Source organism: Streptomyces sp. NPDC059355 (genome assembly GCF_042752335.1).
GTDB lineage: Bacteria > Actinomycetota > Actinomycetes > Streptomycetales > Streptomycetaceae > Streptomyces.
This window is the reverse complement of record NZ_JBHYXN010000031.1, coordinates 20,140-37,246: the sequence shown is the minus strand read 5'-3', so window position 1 is coordinate 37,246 and position 17,107 is coordinate 20,140. Positions and strand designations below refer to the sequence as shown.

General features: G+C 75.6%; 12 protein-coding genes. 11 read left to right on the top strand and 1 reads right to left on the bottom strand.

The genetic code is table 11. The annotated features are described in order from the left end of the window. Positions 1 to 11: 11 nt before the first annotated feature. A complete protein-coding gene (locus ACFXGI_RS26275) occupies positions 12 to 878 on the bottom strand; it encodes a GNAT family N-acetyltransferase (RefSeq protein WP_384711309.1) in 867 nt (288 codons plus the stop codon). A gap of 21 nt (positions 879 to 899) precedes the next feature. Between ACFXGI_RS26275 and ACFXGI_RS26270 the strand changes: the two genes are divergently transcribed. From ACFXGI_RS26270 to ACFXGI_RS26220, 11 genes are all read left to right on the top strand, one after another. Continuing rightward, positions 900 to 1,481: a hypothetical protein gene (locus ACFXGI_RS26270; protein WP_384711306.1), complete on the top strand. Its 582-nt coding sequence runs from the start codon at positions 900 to 902 to the stop codon at positions 1,479 to 1,481. Further along, positions 1,471 to 2,523, top strand: a complete 1,053-nt coding sequence (locus ACFXGI_RS26265) for a BtrH N-terminal domain-containing protein (RefSeq protein ID WP_384711304.1) — start codon at positions 1,471 to 1,473, stop codon at positions 2,521 to 2,523. The genes ACFXGI_RS26270 and ACFXGI_RS26265 overlap by 11 nt, the downstream gene beginning before the upstream one ends. A gap of 105 nt (positions 2,524 to 2,628) precedes the next feature. Next, complete coding sequence (locus tag ACFXGI_RS26260) at positions 2,629 to 2,799, top strand: lysine biosynthesis protein LysW (protein ID WP_229335785.1); 171 nt, start codon at positions 2,629 to 2,631, stop codon at positions 2,797 to 2,799. Beyond that, positions 2,800 to 3,825: an N-acetyl-gamma-glutamyl-phosphate reductase gene (gene argC / locus ACFXGI_RS26255; protein ID WP_384711301.1), complete on the top strand. Its 1,026-nt coding sequence runs from the start codon at positions 2,800 to 2,802 to the stop codon at positions 3,823 to 3,825. Positions 3,826 to 4,006: 181 nt separating this feature from the next. Then, positions 4,007 to 4,876, top strand: coding sequence for a [LysW]-aminoadipate kinase (locus ACFXGI_RS26250; protein ID WP_051806097.1), 870 nt, complete (start codon positions 4,007 to 4,009; stop codon positions 4,874 to 4,876). A gap of 5 nt (positions 4,877 to 4,881) precedes the next feature. Then, positions 4,882 to 8,322, top strand: coding sequence for an amino acid adenylation domain-containing protein (locus tag ACFXGI_RS26245; RefSeq protein WP_384711296.1), 3,441 nt, complete (start codon positions 4,882 to 4,884; stop codon positions 8,320 to 8,322). After that, positions 8,319 to 9,485 (top strand): acyl-CoA dehydrogenase family protein, encoded by a 1,167-nt coding sequence (locus tag ACFXGI_RS26240; protein WP_384711293.1) that lies wholly within the window; start codon positions 8,319 to 8,321, stop codon positions 9,483 to 9,485. Before ACFXGI_RS26245 ends, ACFXGI_RS26240 begins: the two co-directional genes overlap by 4 nt. Next, positions 9,482 to 10,594: an acyl-CoA dehydrogenase family protein gene (locus ACFXGI_RS26235; RefSeq protein ID WP_384711290.1), complete on the top strand. Its 1,113-nt coding sequence runs from the start codon at positions 9,482 to 9,484 to the stop codon at positions 10,592 to 10,594. The genes ACFXGI_RS26240 and ACFXGI_RS26235 overlap by 4 nt, the downstream gene beginning before the upstream one ends. A 16-nt stretch (positions 10,595 to 10,610) precedes the next feature. Next, positions 10,611 to 11,972, top strand: a complete 1,362-nt coding sequence (locus ACFXGI_RS26230) for a M20/M25/M40 family metallo-hydrolase (protein WP_384711288.1) — start codon at positions 10,611 to 10,613, stop codon at positions 11,970 to 11,972. 36 nt (positions 11,973 to 12,008) lie between these two features. After that, positions 12,009 to 15,365, top strand: coding sequence for an amino acid adenylation domain-containing protein (locus ACFXGI_RS26225; RefSeq protein ID WP_384711286.1), 3,357 nt, complete (start codon positions 12,009 to 12,011; stop codon positions 15,363 to 15,365). Between the two features lie 8 nt (positions 15,366 to 15,373). Further along, a complete protein-coding gene (locus ACFXGI_RS26220; protein ID WP_384711283.1) occupies positions 15,374 to 17,101 on the top strand; it encodes a condensation domain-containing protein in 1,728 nt (575 codons plus the stop codon). Positions 17,102 to 17,107: the final 6 nt, after the last annotated feature.

Here is a 17,107-nt window from a genome sequence, read left to right as displayed (position 1 = left end):
GCCGCCGTCGTTCAGGGGCGCGGGGTGCGGGCGGCGCGGGCGGCCGGGCTGCGCCACCAGGCCAGCAGGCTGGTGTGGATCAGCCGGGGCTGGGCGAACGCCGCGATCTGCGCCGCGGGGCGGGCGAAGAACAGCCCGTCCGCGGTGCGCCGGTCCGCGGCCGCCGCCAACACCCCTACCACCGCGGCCCGTTGGGACGCAGCGGCACCGGGCAGGAAGTCGATGCCGAGCAGCGCCTCCTCCGGGGCTGCGGGCAGCGGCTCGCCGGTCCGGCAGCGGGTGCCGCACGGACCGGCCCACCAGGACACCGCCCAGCCGTCCCCGCCGGGGGCGTAGGGCGCTCCGGGCTCCTGCGGGGCGCGCGGATCGCGCACCATGTGGACCTCGGAGAGCGGCTTGTCGGCGGCGCCGAAGTGGCGGACCGTACGGAAGCCGACCCGGGCGTAGAAGGCCGGGTTGCCCCGCTCGACCACGGCGTCGAGCACCACCTGCCGGGCGCCCGCGGCCGCGGCCGCGGCTTCCAGGCGGCGCAGCAGCAGCCGGCCGAGCCCGGCGTGGCGCACCCGGGGGGAGACGGCCAGCCGGCGGACCTCCCAGTCGCCGTCGGGGCGGACCACGGCCCGCACCGATCCGGCGGTCTCTCCGCCGAGGGAGGCGACCCACAGTCCGCGGCCCGCCGCGAGGTCCTCCCGTACGTCCCCGGCCCGTTCGCGGGCGCCGTCGGCGACGGGCAGGCCCGGGACGAGGTCGCCCGCGGCGTACGCGGCCGCGGTGACCGCCGCCACCCGCCCGCAGAGGTCTTCCGGTGCGCCGGGAACAGAGTCAAGGAATCGGATCTGGATATCGACGGCAGTGGCCGCCTTTTCTGTGGTGAGCACAGCCGCAACATAGTGGATGTGATGGGATTGGGAAACACCGTCGTCAATCTGTCCGCGCATTTCAACAATCGCGGAATACAGCCGCCGGACACGCCCGGCGACTACGGGTTCAATATCTGGCGCAATACGTTTCCGGCCGAGGAACTGCCGGAGCCCGGCTCCCTGGTGGACCTCGTGGGGGCCGTCTTCGAGTTCCCGGCCCGCAAGAGCGCCGCCGGGGACAACGTCCGCTGCCGCGGACAGCTGGTGGAGCTGCCGGGCGGCAGCTGGGACTGGATCGGCCTGGTCGGCGCGGCCGAACGGCGCACCGAGGACGAGGTCGAACTGCACTACGCGGACGGCACCGTGCGCCGCGAGTGGCTGCGGATGAGCGACTTCTGGCCGCAGACCGGCGCGTACTTCGGCGAGCCGAGGGCCTTCGCCACCGGCAGCATGCGCTACCCCCGCCACACCCACCTGCACCACGCGCCGTCGATCTGGCAGCAGCGGGTGCCGGTGCGCGTGCCCGCGCCGCTGGCCGCGGTGCGGCTGCCGGACAACCCGGCGATGCACGTCTTCGCCATGACCGTCACAGCGGACGAGGAGAGCCGTCTTGCGAGTTGAACTGGGACCCGTCGGCTACTGGCGGCACGAGCTGTCGCACTGCCTGCACACGACGGCCGGGGTCCTGCTGGGCTTCCACGGGCTGGACCCGGTGCAGGCGCTGGGCGCCGGCTGGGGATTCGACTACCCGGCGGGCGACATCCGCCGCGAGGAGTACTACTTCCCGGGTGCGGCGCAGGACCTCTTCGGCGGGCTCGCCCCCTTCCACGACGTGCACTCGCGCTGGCACGAGCCGGCCGACGCCCGCGAGGGCCGGGAGCAGGTGCGGGCCGCGCTGGCGGCGGGCACCCCGGTGGCGGTGGCCGCCGACAACTTCCACCTGCCGTTCCGGCCGGCCTACCGCGACGTGCACACCAACCACCTGATGGTGCTCTACGGGTTCGACGACACCACCGGCGACGTGTTCGTGGCCGACCCGGTGCCGCCCGCCTTCCAGGGGACCATCCCGCTGGCCGCGCTGGACGCCGCCCGGGACTCCGGCAACCCGGTCCACCACGACCGGGACCTGTTCTTCACCGCCAATCCGATCGGCAACCGCTGGCTGGAGGTGCGGATCGGGCAGGACCAGCCCGCCTTCGACCCGGAGTTCGTGGACCGGGTGACCGCCGCGAACCTGCGCGCGCTGCGGGCGGAGCCGGCCGCCGCCGATGCCGCTACGGGGCACCTGCGCGGGCTCGCCGGGCTGCGCACCTTCCTGACGGAGGCCTTCGACCGGCTGCCCGAGGACCCGGCCGTCGGGGACGAGGTCTTCGTGGTCATCGGCCCCGTCCTCGCGGTGACCGGGCTGCACGCGGAGTTCCTGCGCGAGGCCGGCCGGCGCTTCGGCGAACTGCGGCTGGCCGAGCTGGCCCGCGAGGTGGACCGGGTCGCCCACCACTGGTCCGCGCTGCGCATCGCGGTGGCCACGGCCGGCCCGGACCGGGCCCGGGCGGTGCCGGGGCTGCTGCGCCGCACGGCCGCGCTGCTCGACGCGTACGACCGGGTCCTGGACGGTCTCCGGAGTCGTCTCGAAGCCCGCGGGCAGGCCCTTCAGGGCGCGTAGGGGTTATCCCCGACTGACTGCGCGGGACCCCACCCGGCAGGCTCGACCTGCGGTGGAAACGCCCGCGGAAAACATGCCGAATATCGCATGGAAAGGAATGCTGTCTTGCTCAAGGAAGCATGCCCGGAATGCACCGGAGACGTCTCCGTCGCACCCGAGGTGGAACTCAACGAAATCGTCGAGTGTGCGGAATGCATGGCGGAACTCGAAATCGTTTCGCGCGAACCGCTGATCATGGCCCTGGCCCCCGAGGCCGAAGAGGACTGGGGTGAATAAGTGATCCGCGCCGGGATCGTCGGCGGGGCCGGGTACATCGGGGGCGAACTGCTCCGGATGCTGCTCGGCCACCCCGAGGTCGAGGTCGTGGCCGCCACGTCGACCCGCCTGTCCGGCAGGCGGGTCGACGGCAGCCACCCCAACCTCCGGGGTCTGACCGACCTCAGCTATGTCGCACCGGAGCAACTGCCCGAGTGCGACGTCCTCTTCTTCACCGCGTCCAGCCTGGACGACCCCGCCGGGCGGGCCGAGCTCGCCGCCCGCGGCAAGGTGGTCTTCGACCTCAGTGCCGACCTGCGGCTGAAGGACCCCGCGCTGTACCGCAAGCACTACGGCCGGGAGCACCCCGTACCGGACCTGCTCGCGGACGCCGTGAGCGGTCTGCCCGAACTGCACCGGGAGAGCCTGCGCACCGCCGACCTGGTGAGCGTGCCCGGCTGCATGGCGAGCGCGTCGATCCTGGCGCTGAACCCGCTGGCCACCGCGGGTCTGATCGAGCCCCGGGTCACCGTGGACGGCCGGGTGGGCTCCAGCGGCTCGGGCGCCTCGGCGGGCGAGATGAACCTGCACTCCGAGCGCAGCAACGTGCTGCGGGTGTTCGCCCCCCTGGGCCACCGCCATCAGGCCGAGATCAGCCAGGCCACCGGCCTGGAGGCGCTGATGACGGCCACCGGCGTGGACGCCGTGCGCGGCGTGCAGGTGGTCATCCGGGCCACGGCCCGGCCCGGGGTCACGGAGGCGGCGATCCGCTCCGCCTACCGCACGGCGTACGCGGCGGAGCCCTTCGTCCGCGTCGTCGCGCAGAAGCGCGGCAACTACCGCTTCCCGGAGCCGAAGCTGCTGCTCGGCTCCAACTACTGCGACGTCGGCTTCGCCTACGACGCGCCGAGCCGCGAGCTGCTCGTGATCGGGGCGCTGGACAACCTCGTCAAGGGCGGGGCGGGCAACGCCGTGCAGAGCATGAACATCCGCATGGGCTGGGACGAGCGGACCGCCCTGGGCTTCCCGGGGCTGCACCCGATCTGACCGTGCCGGGCCCGCGCCGGTTCCGGTTCCGGTTCCGGTTCCCGGCCCCGTACGCCCGCACCGGTGCCGACGGGACCCCCTCCCCCGGCGGCGCCGGCCCCGCCCGCCCGGCCGGCACGGCCGCAGCGGCCGGCCCCGTGCCCCTTCGTAAGCGCCGTACCGATCCGAGAGGCAGCGACACATGATTCACCCCGTCACCGTCGTCAAATGCGGTGGCAGCCCGGCGATCGACCGGGAGGCCATGTGCGCAGACATCGCGTCCCTGGCCGCCGCGGGCCGCCGTGTCGTGCTGGTGCACGGCGGGGCCGCCGAGGTCGACCTGCTGGCGGAGCGGCTCGGTGTCCCGCAGCGACGGCTGACCACGCCCAGCGGCTCCTCCAGCCGCTACACCGACCCCGCCACCCTGGAGGTCCTCCAGCTGGCGCTCGCCGGAAAGGTCAAGCCCGCCCTGGTGGCGGCGCTGGGCCGCTTCGGGGCCCGCGCCGCGGGGCTGACCGGACTGGACGGGGCCACGGTCACGGCCCGGCGGACCGCCGCGCACCGCGCGGTGCTCGACGGCCGCACCGTGATGATCCGCGACGACCACAACGGCCGGATCCGGAAGGTGGATCCGACCCTGCTGACCCTGCTGCTGGAACACGGCATCGTGCCGGTGCTCTCGCCGCCGGCCCTCGCCGAGGACGGCACCGCGGTGAACGTGGACGCCGACCGCACCGCCGCGGCGGTCGCCGCGGCCCTGGGCGCCGAGCGGCTCGTGATGCTGACGGGCGCGCCGGGCGTACTGGCCGACCACCGCGACGAGTCCTCGCTGCTGCCCGAGTACCGGGTGCCGGCCGAGGGGCCCGTCGGGGACGCGGCCGTGGGCGGCATGAAGGCCAAGCTGCAGGCGGCCCGGGAGGCCCTGCTGGGCTCCGTGGCCGAGGTGGTGGTGGCCGACGGCCGTGTGAAGAACCCGGTCTCCGGCGCGCTCGGCGGCGCGGGGACCACCGTACGGCTGGCCGCCGTACACGAGACGGGCGGCGCCGCGCCGCTGACGACGACGGGGAGCTGACGGCGATGGCCGAGACGACGACCGGAACGACGGCCGCGGCGGGAGCGGCGGCCGGTACGGGAACAGCAGCCGGTACGGGAACAGCGGCCGGTACGGCAACGGCGGCGGCCGGCGCGGGTGCGCGCAGCCTCGCCGACACCCGCAAGGCCCTGCTGGCGCTGCGCGAACGCCAGCGCACCACGGTGCGGGCGACGAGCACCTCGATCACCCCTGCGGCCCGGGACCGGGCCCTGCCGCTGTCGTTCACCCAGCAGCGGCTGTGGTTCCTGAACCAGTGGTCCCAGGGCCGGCCCGTCTACAACGCGCCGTCCGTACTGCGCCTACGGGCGCCGCTGGACCTGCCCGCGTTCCGGCGGGCGCTGACCGCCCTGGTGGGGCGGCACGAGATCCTGCGCACCCGCTACCCGGAGCTGAACGGGGTGGCCTACCAGCACGTCGACCCGGCTCCCGCCGAGGTGCCGCTGCCCGTGACGGACCTCGGCGCGCTCGCCGGCGCGGAGCAGGAGGCGGCGGTCGAGGCCCACGTACGGGCCGAGATCCGGCACTCCTTCGACCTGGCCGCCGAGCACGCCCTGCGGGTGTCGCTGGTCCGGCTCGGCCCGCAGGAGCACGTGCTGGTCCTGGCCATGCACCACATCGCCACCGACGGCTGGTCCACGGACATCCTGACCCGCGAGCTGGTCGCCCTCTACCGGGCCGAGGCCGCCGGATCCGCTGCCGGGCTTCCCGAACTGCCCGTCCAGTACGCCGACTTCGCGGTGTGGCAGCGCGGCCACCTGACCGGCGAGGTGCTGGACAAGCAGCTCGCGTACTGGCGGGAGCGGCTCGCCGGAGCCGCGACCCTCGACTTCCCCGCCGACCGGCCCCGGCCCGCGGACCCCACCCGCGACGGCGCCACGCTGACGCAGATGCTGCCGGACGAGCTGCTGCGCGGACTGCACCGCACGGCCCTGGCCGAGCGGGCCACCCTGCTGACGGTGGTGCTCGCCGCGTTCACCGCGCTGATGTCCCGCTACACCGGCCAGGACGACGTCGTCCTCGGCTCGGTGTTCTCGGGCCGCACCCGGCCGGAGATCGAGAACCTCATCGGCTTCTTCTCCAACACCCTGGTCCTGCGCACCTCCACGGAGGGCGACCCGACCTTCCGCGAGCTGCTGCGGCGCACCGGCGAGACCGTGATGGGCGCCCACTTCAACCAGGACCTGCCCTTCGGCACCCTGGTGGACGAGCTGGCCCCCGAGCGCGACCCGAGCCGCAACCCGCTCTTCCAGACCTGCTTCACCCTGCAGCACGCGGCGGCCGCCGAGGCCGAGGCGGGCGGGCTCTCCGCCGAGCCGTACCCGGCCGACCCGGGCACCGCCCGCTTCGACCTGGCCGTGCAGCTGACCGAGGTGCCCGGGCAGGGCCTGCGGCTGTGGGCCGAGTACTCCACCGAGCTGTTCGACACGGACCGGATCGAGCGGTTGTTCGGGCACTACGCCCGGCTGCTGCGGGCCGTCACCGAGAACCCGGAACTGCGCCTGAGCGAGCTGCCGCTGCTGACGGACGCGGAGCACCGGCAGCTGGTCCGCGGCTGGAACGACACCGCGCGCACCCACGGCTCGGAGGAGCTGTGCCTGCACCAGCTCTTCGAGTCCGTCGCCGACGCCCACCCGGACGCGGTGGCCGTGGTGTACGAGGGCGAGGCGCTGACCTACCGGGAGCTCGACGAGCGGGCCGACCGCCTGGCCCGCGCGCTGCGCGCGCAGGGCGTCGGCCCCGAGTCGGTGGTGGGTGTGCTCGCGCGGCGCGGCCCGGCGCTGCCGGTGGCCTTCCTCGCCGTGCACAAGGCGGGCGGCGGCTACCTGCCGCTGGACCCGGACCACCCGGCCGCCCGCTGGGAGCTGCTGCTGGAGGAGGCCGGCGCCCGTACCGCCGTCACCACGGCCGACCTGGCCGGGGAGCTGCCGGCCTCGGTCGCCGCCGTGCTCGCCGACGACCCGGCGCTCGCGGACGGGCCCGCACCCGGCCGGCTGCCGGCCTCGGCGGGGCCGCGGAACCTCGCGTACGTGATCTTCACCTCGGGCTCGACCGGGCGCCCCAAGGGCGTGCAGGTGGAGCACCGCTCGATCGTCAACTTCTCGCGGGCCATCACGGAGCTGTTCCGGATGGGGCCCGGGGACCGGGTGCTGCAGTTCGCCAACCCCTCCTACGACGTCAGCCTGTTCGACTTCTTCTCCGCGCTGACCAGCGGCGCCGCCCTGGTCCAGGCCCCGCGCGAGACGCTGCTGGACCCCGAGCGGCTGACCGCGCTGATGCGGGGCGAGCACGTCACGGTGGCCGACCTGCCGCCGGCGGTGCTCGGGGCGCTCGACCCGGCGGCGCTGCCGGAGCTGCGGATGCTCTTCGTCGGCCTGGAGGCCTTCCCCGGCGAGCTGGTCAACCGCTGGAACACCGGCGGGCGCGAGTTCCACAACGGCTACGGGCCCACCGAGGCCACGGTCGCCTGCATCGACTACAAGTGCCCGCGGACGGTGCACGACTCGATGCCGCCCATCGGCACCCCGCTCGCCAACTACACGGCGCACGTGGTGGACCGGTTCGGCGCCCTGGTGCCCGTCGGGGTCCCGGGCGAGCTGCTCGTCGGCGGCACGGGGGTGGCCCGCGGCTACCTGAACAGCCCGGAGCTGACCGACCGGAAGTTCGTACCGGATCCGTACGGGGACGGCGGCGGCGACGGCGGGGACGGCGACGGCGGGGAGCCCGGGCGGCTGTACCGCACCGGCGACCTCGTGGTCCGCCGGGCCGACGGGAACCTGGAGTTCCGCGGCCGCGTCGACCAGCAGGTCAAGATCCGCGGGCTGCGCATCGAGCCCGGCGAGATCGAGCAGGCGCTGACCGCGGAGCCGGAGATCGCCGAGGCGGTCGTCGTCGCGCACGGCGAGGGCGCCGACGCCCGGCTCGTGGCGTACGTGGTCCCCGCCCCGGGCACGGACGCACCGGAGGAGGGGGAGCTGCGCCGCCGTCTGGGCGGACGGCTGCCCGCGCACCTGGTGCCGGCCCTCTTCGCGGTGCTCGCCGAGCTGCCGCGGGCCGCGAGCGGGAAGCTGGACCGGGCCCGGCTGCCGGAGCCCGAACAAGCCGTGGCCGCCGTGGAGTTCGAGGCCCCCTCGACGCCCACGCAGATCGCGCTGGCCGGCATCTGGGAGGAGATCCTGGGCCGGGGCGGCTTCAGCACCCACGACGGGTTCTTCGCCGTCGGCGGCAACTCGCTCAAGATCACCCAGTTCGCGGCCCGGGTCCGGGAGCGCTTCGGGGTGGAGCTGGAACTGCGCGACCTGTTCGTCAACAGCACCCTCGGGCAGCTCGCCGACCTGGTCGAGGAGCGGGAGCTGGCCTCGGCCGACGACGCCGAGCTGCTGGCCCTGCTGGAGCGCGCCGAAGCCGCCGGCGGCGGTGCGCTGTGACCGGCCGGCACCCGGGCGGGCTCACCCCCGCCGAGGAGGAGTTCCGCGGGCAGGTCCGCGCGCTGCTGGCCGAGGAGCGGGTACGCGCCCTGGCGGACGAGATCGCCGCGTACCCGCCGGGCACCGAGGCCACCCACCTGCCGGTGCACCGCTGGCTGGGCGAGCGGGGCTGGCTGGCCCCGAACTGGCCCCAGGAGTACGGCGGGGCGGGCCTGGGCGCCGCCGAGGCGGCCATCGTCACCGAGGAGATGACGCTCGCCGGGATCCCCGACGACGTGCACGTCCTCAGCATCGACATCGTCGGCCGGTTCCTGCTGGAGGTCGGCACCGAGGAGCAGAAGAAGCGGCACCTGCCGGCGCTGGCCGCCGGCGAGGAGATCGCCACCGTGCTCTTCACCGAGCCGGACGCCGGATCCGACCTGTCGGGGCTGCGCACCACCGCGCGCCGCGACGGCGACGGCTGGCGGCTGTACGGACGGAAGATCTACAACATGAAGTCGCAGTACGGCGAAGTGGCGCTGTGCGCGGCCCGCACCACCGAATCCCCGGTGGCGATGCACGGCATCACCCTCTTCCTGCTGCCGCTGCGCTCCCCCGGCGTCCACGTGGAGCCCGTTCCGACGCTGTGCAACGACCGCTTCAACCTGGTCGTCGTCGACGGGGTGCGCCTCACGGAGGCCGATGTCCTCGGCGAGGTCGACAACGGCTGGGCCCTGATGAACGACCTGCTCCAACTGGAGCGCACCGGAGTCGACTTCCACGCCAAGGGCCGCCGCCTGCTGGACCTGGTGACCGAGCGGGCCGCGGCCTCGGGCCGGCTGGCGGACCCGGCGTACGCGCTGCCGCTGGCGGCGCTCGACGCCCGCCTGCGCGCCGGGCACGCCATGGCCTGGCAGCAGGTGCGCAACCTGGGCGCGGGCAGCCCGGACCCGGTCGGCTCGGCGATGGCCAAGTGGTACGTCACCGAGCAGATCCGGCCGGTGCTCGACCTCGCCCTGGAAGTCTGCGGACTGGAGGCGGCCCTGACCGCCTGGGACGGCGCCGCGCCCGACGGCGGGGTGCTGGAGGCGGGCCTGCGCATGGGCCCCTCGCACCGGCTGGCCTCCGGGACCTCCGAGGTCATGCTCACTCTGATCGCCACCAACGGTTTGGGGCTGCTTTGACGACGGCCGTGCTCGACGAGCTGAGGGAACTGTTCGGGCAGGAGCTGGCGCCGGTGCTGCGCCGGCTCGGGGAGCGCCCGCGCGGCGCCGCGGACGGGCCTGCGGCCCGGCTCGGCGAGGAGGACGCGGGCACCCGCGACGCCGTCTGGGCCACCCTGGCCGAGCTGGGCGCCTTCGGCCCGCACGGCGAGGACGAACGGGCCGCGATCGCCGAGCTGATGGGCGCCGCGCTCTACCAGAGCCCGTACGCGGACACCGTGACGGCGGCCGCGCTGCTGGCCGCCACCGGGGATCCGGCGTACGGACCGCTGCTCGACGGCGTCGCCCGCGGCGCGGCGGCCCTGGCCCTCGCGGTCCGGGAGGACGGGCTGACCGGGCCCGCCCGGCCCGGCCCGCTCACCGTGCACCGCGGGGCGGACGGGTACGCGGTCACCGGCCGGCGGCCCTTCACCGCCTTCGCGGCCGACTGCGGCCACCTGGCGGTGGTCGGAGCCGGGGCCGACGGGGAGCCCGTCCTGGCCCTCGTACCGCGCGAGCAGCCCGGGGTGCGCCTGAGGCGCCGCGACGACATCGGCCGCGGCGACCTGTACGCGGTGGAGCTGGACCGGGCCGCGGTGTCCGGGGCGGTCCACCCGGTGGGCGCCACCTGGCCGGCCGTGCTGGCCGCGGCCCGGATCCGGCAGGCCGCCGCACTGGCGGGAGCCGCGCGGGCCGCCGTGGAGCTGGCCGCGGAGCGGCTGAGGTCCCGGCAGGCCTTCGGACAGCCGCTGGCCGGCCGGCAGGCGCCCGCCCACCGGCTGGCGGCACTGGCCGCCGAGGCCGCGACCGCGGCGGCCTTCGCCCGCTCGGGGGCCGCGGCCGCCGACCGCGGGGAGGACGTACGCGCCACCGGCGCCCAAGTCCTGTACCTGGCGGGCGACCTGGCCCGGCGGGCGGCCGCCGAATCGGTGCACCTGCACGGCGCCCACGGCATGACGGAGGCCTGCGACGCCCAGCTGTTCCTGCGCCGCGCCGCCGTGGACTCCCAGTGGCTGGGCACCGGCACCGAGCTGCTGCGGGAGGCGGCGGCGCTCGCCACGGCCTGCGCCCCCACCCCGAACCCCCGCTGACCTGAAAGGCCGCGCCATGCACGACTCCCCCCTCCTGGACCCGGTGCCGCTGCTGCGGGACCTGATCCGGATCGAGACCGTCAACCCGCCCGGGGACGAGGGCCGCCTCGTCGCCCACCTCGAACGGCTGCTGATCGCCGAGGGGATCACGGACTACAAGGTGGTCGGCCCCAGCGCGGAGCGCACCAACCTGGTGGTGCGCTTCCCCGGCCGGGGCGAGGCCCCGCCGCTGCTGCTGCACGCGCACTCCGACGTGGTGCCGGTGACGGGCCAGGAGTGGACGCACCCGCCGTTCGAGGGCCGCCTCGTGGACGGGGAGGTGTGGGGCCGCGGCGCGATCGACATGAAGGGCGGCCTCGCGATGATGCTGTCCGCCCTCTTCCGGCTGCGCGCGGCCGGGGAGCGGCCCGCCGGGGACGTGATCCTCGCGGTGGTCGCCGACGAGGAGGACGGCAGCGGGGCCGGCGCCGCACACCTCGTCGAGCAGCACCCCGAGCTGTTCGAGGGGGTGCGGTACGCCATCGGCGAGGAGGGCGGGGCCGGGATCGAGCTGGCCGGGATCCGCTTCCACCCGGTCGTGGTCGCCGAGAAGCGGCCGGGCTGGCTGCGACTGACCTTGCGCGGGCCCGGCGGGCACGCCTCGCGGCTGGCCGCGCCGGGCAATCCGACGGCCCGCCTGGGCGCGGTGCTGACCGCGCTGAGCGGGGCCCGGCTGCCGCGCCATCAGATGCCGGCCGCCGACCGGATGCTGGCCGCGCTGGCCGGGGCGCTGCCGGAGCCGCTGGCCGGGGCGGTGACCCGGCTGCGGGAGGACCGCGAGGGCGACTCGCCGCCGGCGGGGCTGCCGCTGAACGAGGCGCTCCAGCTGGACTCGGTGCTGCGGCACACCGTCAACCCGACGGTGGTGCGCACCGGACACAAGATCAACATGATGCCGGCGGAGATCACCGTCGATGTCGACGGACGGATCCTGCCCGGGGAGTTCGAGGTGGCCGACCTGGTCGCCGAGATCCGCGCCCTGATCGGCGGGGAGGGCGAGGACGCCGACGCGATCGGCATCGAGCTGCTGCACGAGGACCCCCGGGTCCGCCCCGAGCTGATCGCGGAGCCCGAGTTCGGGCCGTTCTACGACCGGCTGGAGGCGATCCTGCGCGAGGCCGACCCCGAGGCCGTACCGCTTCCCGTGATGAGCCCGGCCACGACCGACGCCACCGTCTTCGCCCGCCTCGGCATCCGCTGCTACGGCTGGCTGCCGCTCCTGCTCCCCGCCGGGGCCCCGCACCGCCGCCTGCTGCACAGCGCCGACGAGCGGATCCCCGTGACCGCCCTGGAGTTCGGCACCCGCTGCCTGACCGAACTGCTGCGCACCTACCCCTGAACCGCCGGTCCCCTGACGACGAAGGCCAGTGACGCCATGTCCTCCGAGTTCCTCTCCCCGCAGCGCGCCGCGCTGCTCGCGCAGCTGCGCCGCGGGCGCGGCCTCGGCTCCGCGCCCGGCGGCATCACGCGCCGGCCCGATCCGGCCGCCCCCGCCGCCCCGTCCTCCGGGCAGCGCCGGCTGTGGTTCTTCGACCAGCTCCAGCCGGGCAGCGCCGCGTACAACATCGCCTGCGGCGTGTGGCTGCGCGGCCCCCTCGACCAGCCGGCGCTGGAGCGGGCGCTGACCCGCATCACCGAGCGGCACGAGGTGCTGCGCAGCGTCCTGCGCGCCGACGGCGAAGGCGGCGTACAGGCGGTGGTCCTGCCCGTGGCACCCGTCGCCGTGCGCACGGTCCATGCCCCCGGCGAGGAAGGGGAGGAGCTCGTACGGCGGGCCGGGCAGATCGCCGCGGAGCCCTTCGACCTCGCCGCCGGACCGCTGCTGCGCTGCACCCTGCTGCGCGGCGCCGGCGATGCCCGGCTGCTCGTCCTGGCCATGCACCACGCCGTGTCCGACGGCTGGTCGCTGCAGGTGCTGATCCGCGAACTGGTCGAGCTGTACGGGGCGCAGGCCGAGGGGCGCGAGCCGCGGCTTCCCGCGCTCGCGGTCCAGTACGCCGACTACGCGCTGTGGCAGTCGCAGTGGCTGACCTCCCCGGCGGCGGCCGAGCAGCTGGAGTACTGGCGGGGGAGGCTCGACGGGGCCGTCCTCGCCGACCTGGCCACCGACCGGCCCCGGCCGGCCCGCTCCGACTTCTCCGGGGCGCACGCCCGCTTCGAGGTGGGTGCGGCGGCCGGCGCCCGGATCGGCGCGCTCGCCGACCGGCTGCGCACTACCCCCTTCACGGTGGCCATGGCCGCGTTCGCCGCGGTCCTCGCCCGCTTCACCGGCCAGGACGACCTGGTGGTGGGCACGCCGGTGGCGGGCCGCGGCCGGGCCGAGACGGCCGCGCTGGCCGGGTTCTTCGTCAACACCCTGCCGGTGCGCGTCGACCTGTCGGGCGACCCCTCGCTGGAGGAGCTCGTCGGGCGGCTGCACGGCGAGGTGCTGGACGCCCGGTCCCACGCCGACGTGCCGTTCGACCACCTGGTCGAGGAGCTGCGCCCGCAGCGGGACGCGGGCGGCCGCACCCCGCTGGTGCGCTACCTGTTCCAGTCCGACGAGAGCGCCCGGAAGGCCGTCGTCGTGGGCGGACTGGAGATGCTGCCGGTCCGGCTCGACACCGGCACCGCCAAGTTCGACCTGGCCGTGGACCTCTCGCCGCGCGCCGACGGCGGCTTCGACGGGCTCGTCGAGTACAGCACCGAGCTGTTCGACCCGGCCGCGGTGGAGCGGATCGCGACCGCGCTGCGGCTGGTGCTGGAGGAGGCCGGGCCCGCGCAGGCGGCCGCCGCCCTGTCGCGGATGCCGGTCATGACCCCGGCGGACCGCGCCGAACTGCTGGAGCGGTGGAGCGGGGCGGGCGTGCCCGCCGTGGCGACCGACGTCCTCACCGTGCACGGGCACATCGAGGCCCAGGCCGACCGCACGCCGGCCGCCACCGCCGTCCAGTACGGCGGGGAGCGGCTGACCTACGCCGAGCTCGACGAGCGGGCCAACCGGCTCGCGTGGGAGCTGCGGGCGCGCGGCGTCGGCCGGGGCGCCCTGGTCGGGGTGGCCCTGCCGCGCGGCCTGGACCTGATGGTCGCGCTGCTCGCCGTGTTCAAGTCCGGCGGCGCCTACCTGCCCCTGGACGCCGGCTACCCGGCGGCCCGGATCGAGATGATGCTGGAGGACGCCGGAGCCCGGGTCGTCGTCACCGACACGGACGCCGTGCCCGCGGAGCTGACGGCCGCGGCCGGGGCGGCGGGGGCGCAGGTGCTGTGCCTGCGCCGGGACGCGGAGGCGGTCGCCGCCCGTCCGCAACACCGCCCTCAGGCGGGCGCGGCAGCCCGCGACCTCGCGTACGTGATCTTCACCTCGGGGTCCACGGGCCGGCCCAAGGGGGCCATGAACGAGCATGCGGCCGTCGTCAACCGGCTGCTGTGGATGCACCGGGCGTTCGGGCTCGCCGAGGGCGAGGGCGTGCTCCAGAAGACGCCCATCGGCTTCGACGTCTCCGTGTGGGAGCTGTTCTGGCCGCTGATGGTGGGCGGCCGGTGCGTGCTCGCCCGGCCCGGCGGCCACCAGGACCCCGAGTACCTGTGCGAGCTGATCGCCTCGGCCGCCGTCACCACCGTCCACTTCGTGCCCTCGATGCTGGCCGCGTTCACCACCGCCGGGCGGCTGCCCGCCGTACGCGACACCCTGCGCCGCATCGTCTGCAGCGGCGAGGAGCTGCCCGCCGCGCTGGTCACCGAATGCGCCGCACTGCTTCCGGACACCGGGGTGTTCAACCTGTACGGGCCCACCGAGGCCGCCGTCGACGTCACCTGGTACCCCTGCGCCGAGGGGTACGGCAGCCGGGTTCCGATCGGCCGCCCGATCGACGGCGCCCACGTGTACGTCCTCGACCGCGCGGGCCGGCCCGTCCCCGCCGGCGTGGCGGGCGAACTGCTCCTGGGCGGCCCGGCCGTGGGCCGCGGCTACTGGCGCCGGCCCGGGCTGACCGCGCAGCGGTTCGTACCGGATCCCTTCGGTGCGCCCGGATCCCGCCTCTACCGCACCGGGGACCTGTGCCGGTGGCGGGCCGACGGCACCCTGCAGTACCTGGGCCGCATCGACCACCAGGTCAAGCTGCGCGGGATGCGGATCGAGCCGGGCGAGATCGAGGAGGCGCTGCGCACCCACCCGGGCGTGGACTCGGCCGTGGTCTCGGTGCGCACCGGCAGCTCCGGGACCCCGGTGCTGGTGGCGCACGTCCGCCCTGCCGAGGGTCCGGACGCGCCCGCCGCGGACTGGCCGGCCGCCGTCCTGCGCGCCCACCTGCGGGAGCTGCTGCCGGCCCACATGGTGCCCACGGCCTTCGCCGCCGTCGCCGAGTGGCCGCTCGGCCCGAACGGCAAGCTCGACCGGCGACGGCTGCCGGACCCGGAGCCCGCCGCCCCCGAGTCCGGCCTGGTCGCGCCCGCGACGCCCGTGGAGAGCGAGCTGTGCGCGATCTGGGCGCAGGTGCTGGGCGTGCCCGCCGTCGGCGCCACCGACAACTTCTTCGACCTCGGCGGGCATTCGCTGCTCGCCACCCAGCTGCTCGCCCGGGTACGGGCGCGATACGGGGTGGAGCTGCCGCTGGGCCGGCTGTTCGCGGCGCCGACGGTGCGCGCGACGGCCGAGGCCCTGGCCGCAGCCGGGCGCCGCCCGGCGTCCGCCCCCGCCCTGCGGCGCATCGACCGGTCCGCCTACCGCGTACCCGCCCCTTCGATTGCGGAGTGAGTCCTGACATGACCCAGACCGAGACGGCCCGGACCGAGACGGCCCAGCCCGAGATGTCCGAGGAACTGTTCTCCCTGCCCGCCTCGTTCGGACAGAAGCGGATGTGGCTGCTGGAGCAGGCGGGCAGCGGGACCGCCCTCTACACGATGCGTGCCGCCCTGCGGCTGCGCGGCCCGCTGGACCCCGGGGCGCTGGAGCGGGCCCTGACCGAGGTGGTCGCCCGGCACGAGGTGCTGCGCAGCGTGCTGCGGCTGGACGGCAACGACATCGCACAGGTGGTGCGGGCCCCCGGCCCGGTGTCCCTGCCCGTCGTGGAGGTGCCCGGCGGCCTGGAGGCGGCCGTGGCCCTGGCCGCGGAGCTGAGCCGGGAGCCCTTCGACCTGGCCTGCGGCCCGCTGCTGCGCTGCACGCTGCTGCGGCTGGCCGAGGACGACCACGTACTGCTGGCGCTCGTCCACCACAGCGTCTGCGACGGCATGTCGCTGGGGGTGCTGCTGCGCGAGCTGACGGCCCTGTACGAGCCCTGCCTGCACGACGCCGCGCACCAGCTGGAGGAACTGCCCCTCCAGTACGCGGACTACGCCGTCTGGCTGCGCGAGCAGGTGGCCTCCGGCGCCCTGGAGGAGCAGCTGGCGTACTGGGGCGGGCGGCTCGCCGGGGTGCGCGAGCTGCGGCTGCCCGCGGACCTGCCGCGTCCCGCCGTACGGGCGTGGTCGGCGGTGTCGGCGCCGGTGAAGGTGGCGGCGCCGGTGGTGCGCCAGCTGCGGCTGACCGCCCCCGGCGGCGGGGTGACCGCCTCCATGGTGGCCCTGGCCGCGTACGCGGTGGTGCTGTCGCGGTGGAGCGGGCAGAACGACCTGGTGGTGGGCCTGCCCGTGGCCGGGCGGCCCGAGGTGGACCTCGAACCGCTGGTCGGGTTCTTCGTGAACACGCTCCCGATCCGCGTCGACCTGTCCGGGAACCCGTCCTTCGGCGAGCTGCTGGCCCAGGTCCGGGACCGGTGCGTGGAGGCGTACTCCCGGGCGGACGTCCCGTTCGAGCTGATGGTGGAGCGGGCGCACCCGGACCGGCGGGCCGGCCGGCTGCCACTGGCGCAGACGCTGCTGAACGTGCAGCAGTCCGTACCGCTGGGCCTCGCCCCGATCACCGGTGTGACGCTGGAGCCCGTAGAACTCCCCGACACCGCGCTGCAGTTCGACGCGGTCGCGGACCTGGTGGAGCAGGGCGACGCGGTCACCGGGCACGTGTCCCTGTCCGCGGACCTCTTCGCCGCCGAGACCGCCGCCCTCGTGGCCCGCTCGCTTTCCGCGGTGCTGCGGGCCGCCTCCGCGGCCCCCGGCACCCCCCTGTCGGCGCTGCCCTGCCCGGTGGCCGACGCCCGCCCGGCCGCGGGCGGTGCCCAGGCGCCCGACGAGGCCGACGAGGCCCGCAAGGAGGCCCCCGCGGCCCTTCCGGCCGGCGGCGGTAAGCCGCAGACCCCCGGCGAGCACCTGCTGGTCGCGCTGTGGCGCGAGGTGCTGGAGGTCTCCGAGGTCGGCGTCCACGACGAGTTCTACGCCCTGGGAGGGAACTCGATGCGGGCCGTGCGGATCGTGACCGCCGCCCGGGAGCAGGGGCTGGAACTTCCCCTGGACCGGATGCTCGGCCAGCACACCATCCGCGAGGTCATCGCCCACACCGAGGCCGCCGCCGCGGCGGCCGGGCACCGCACCACCGCCGCGCCCGCGGCCGCCTGACAGGAG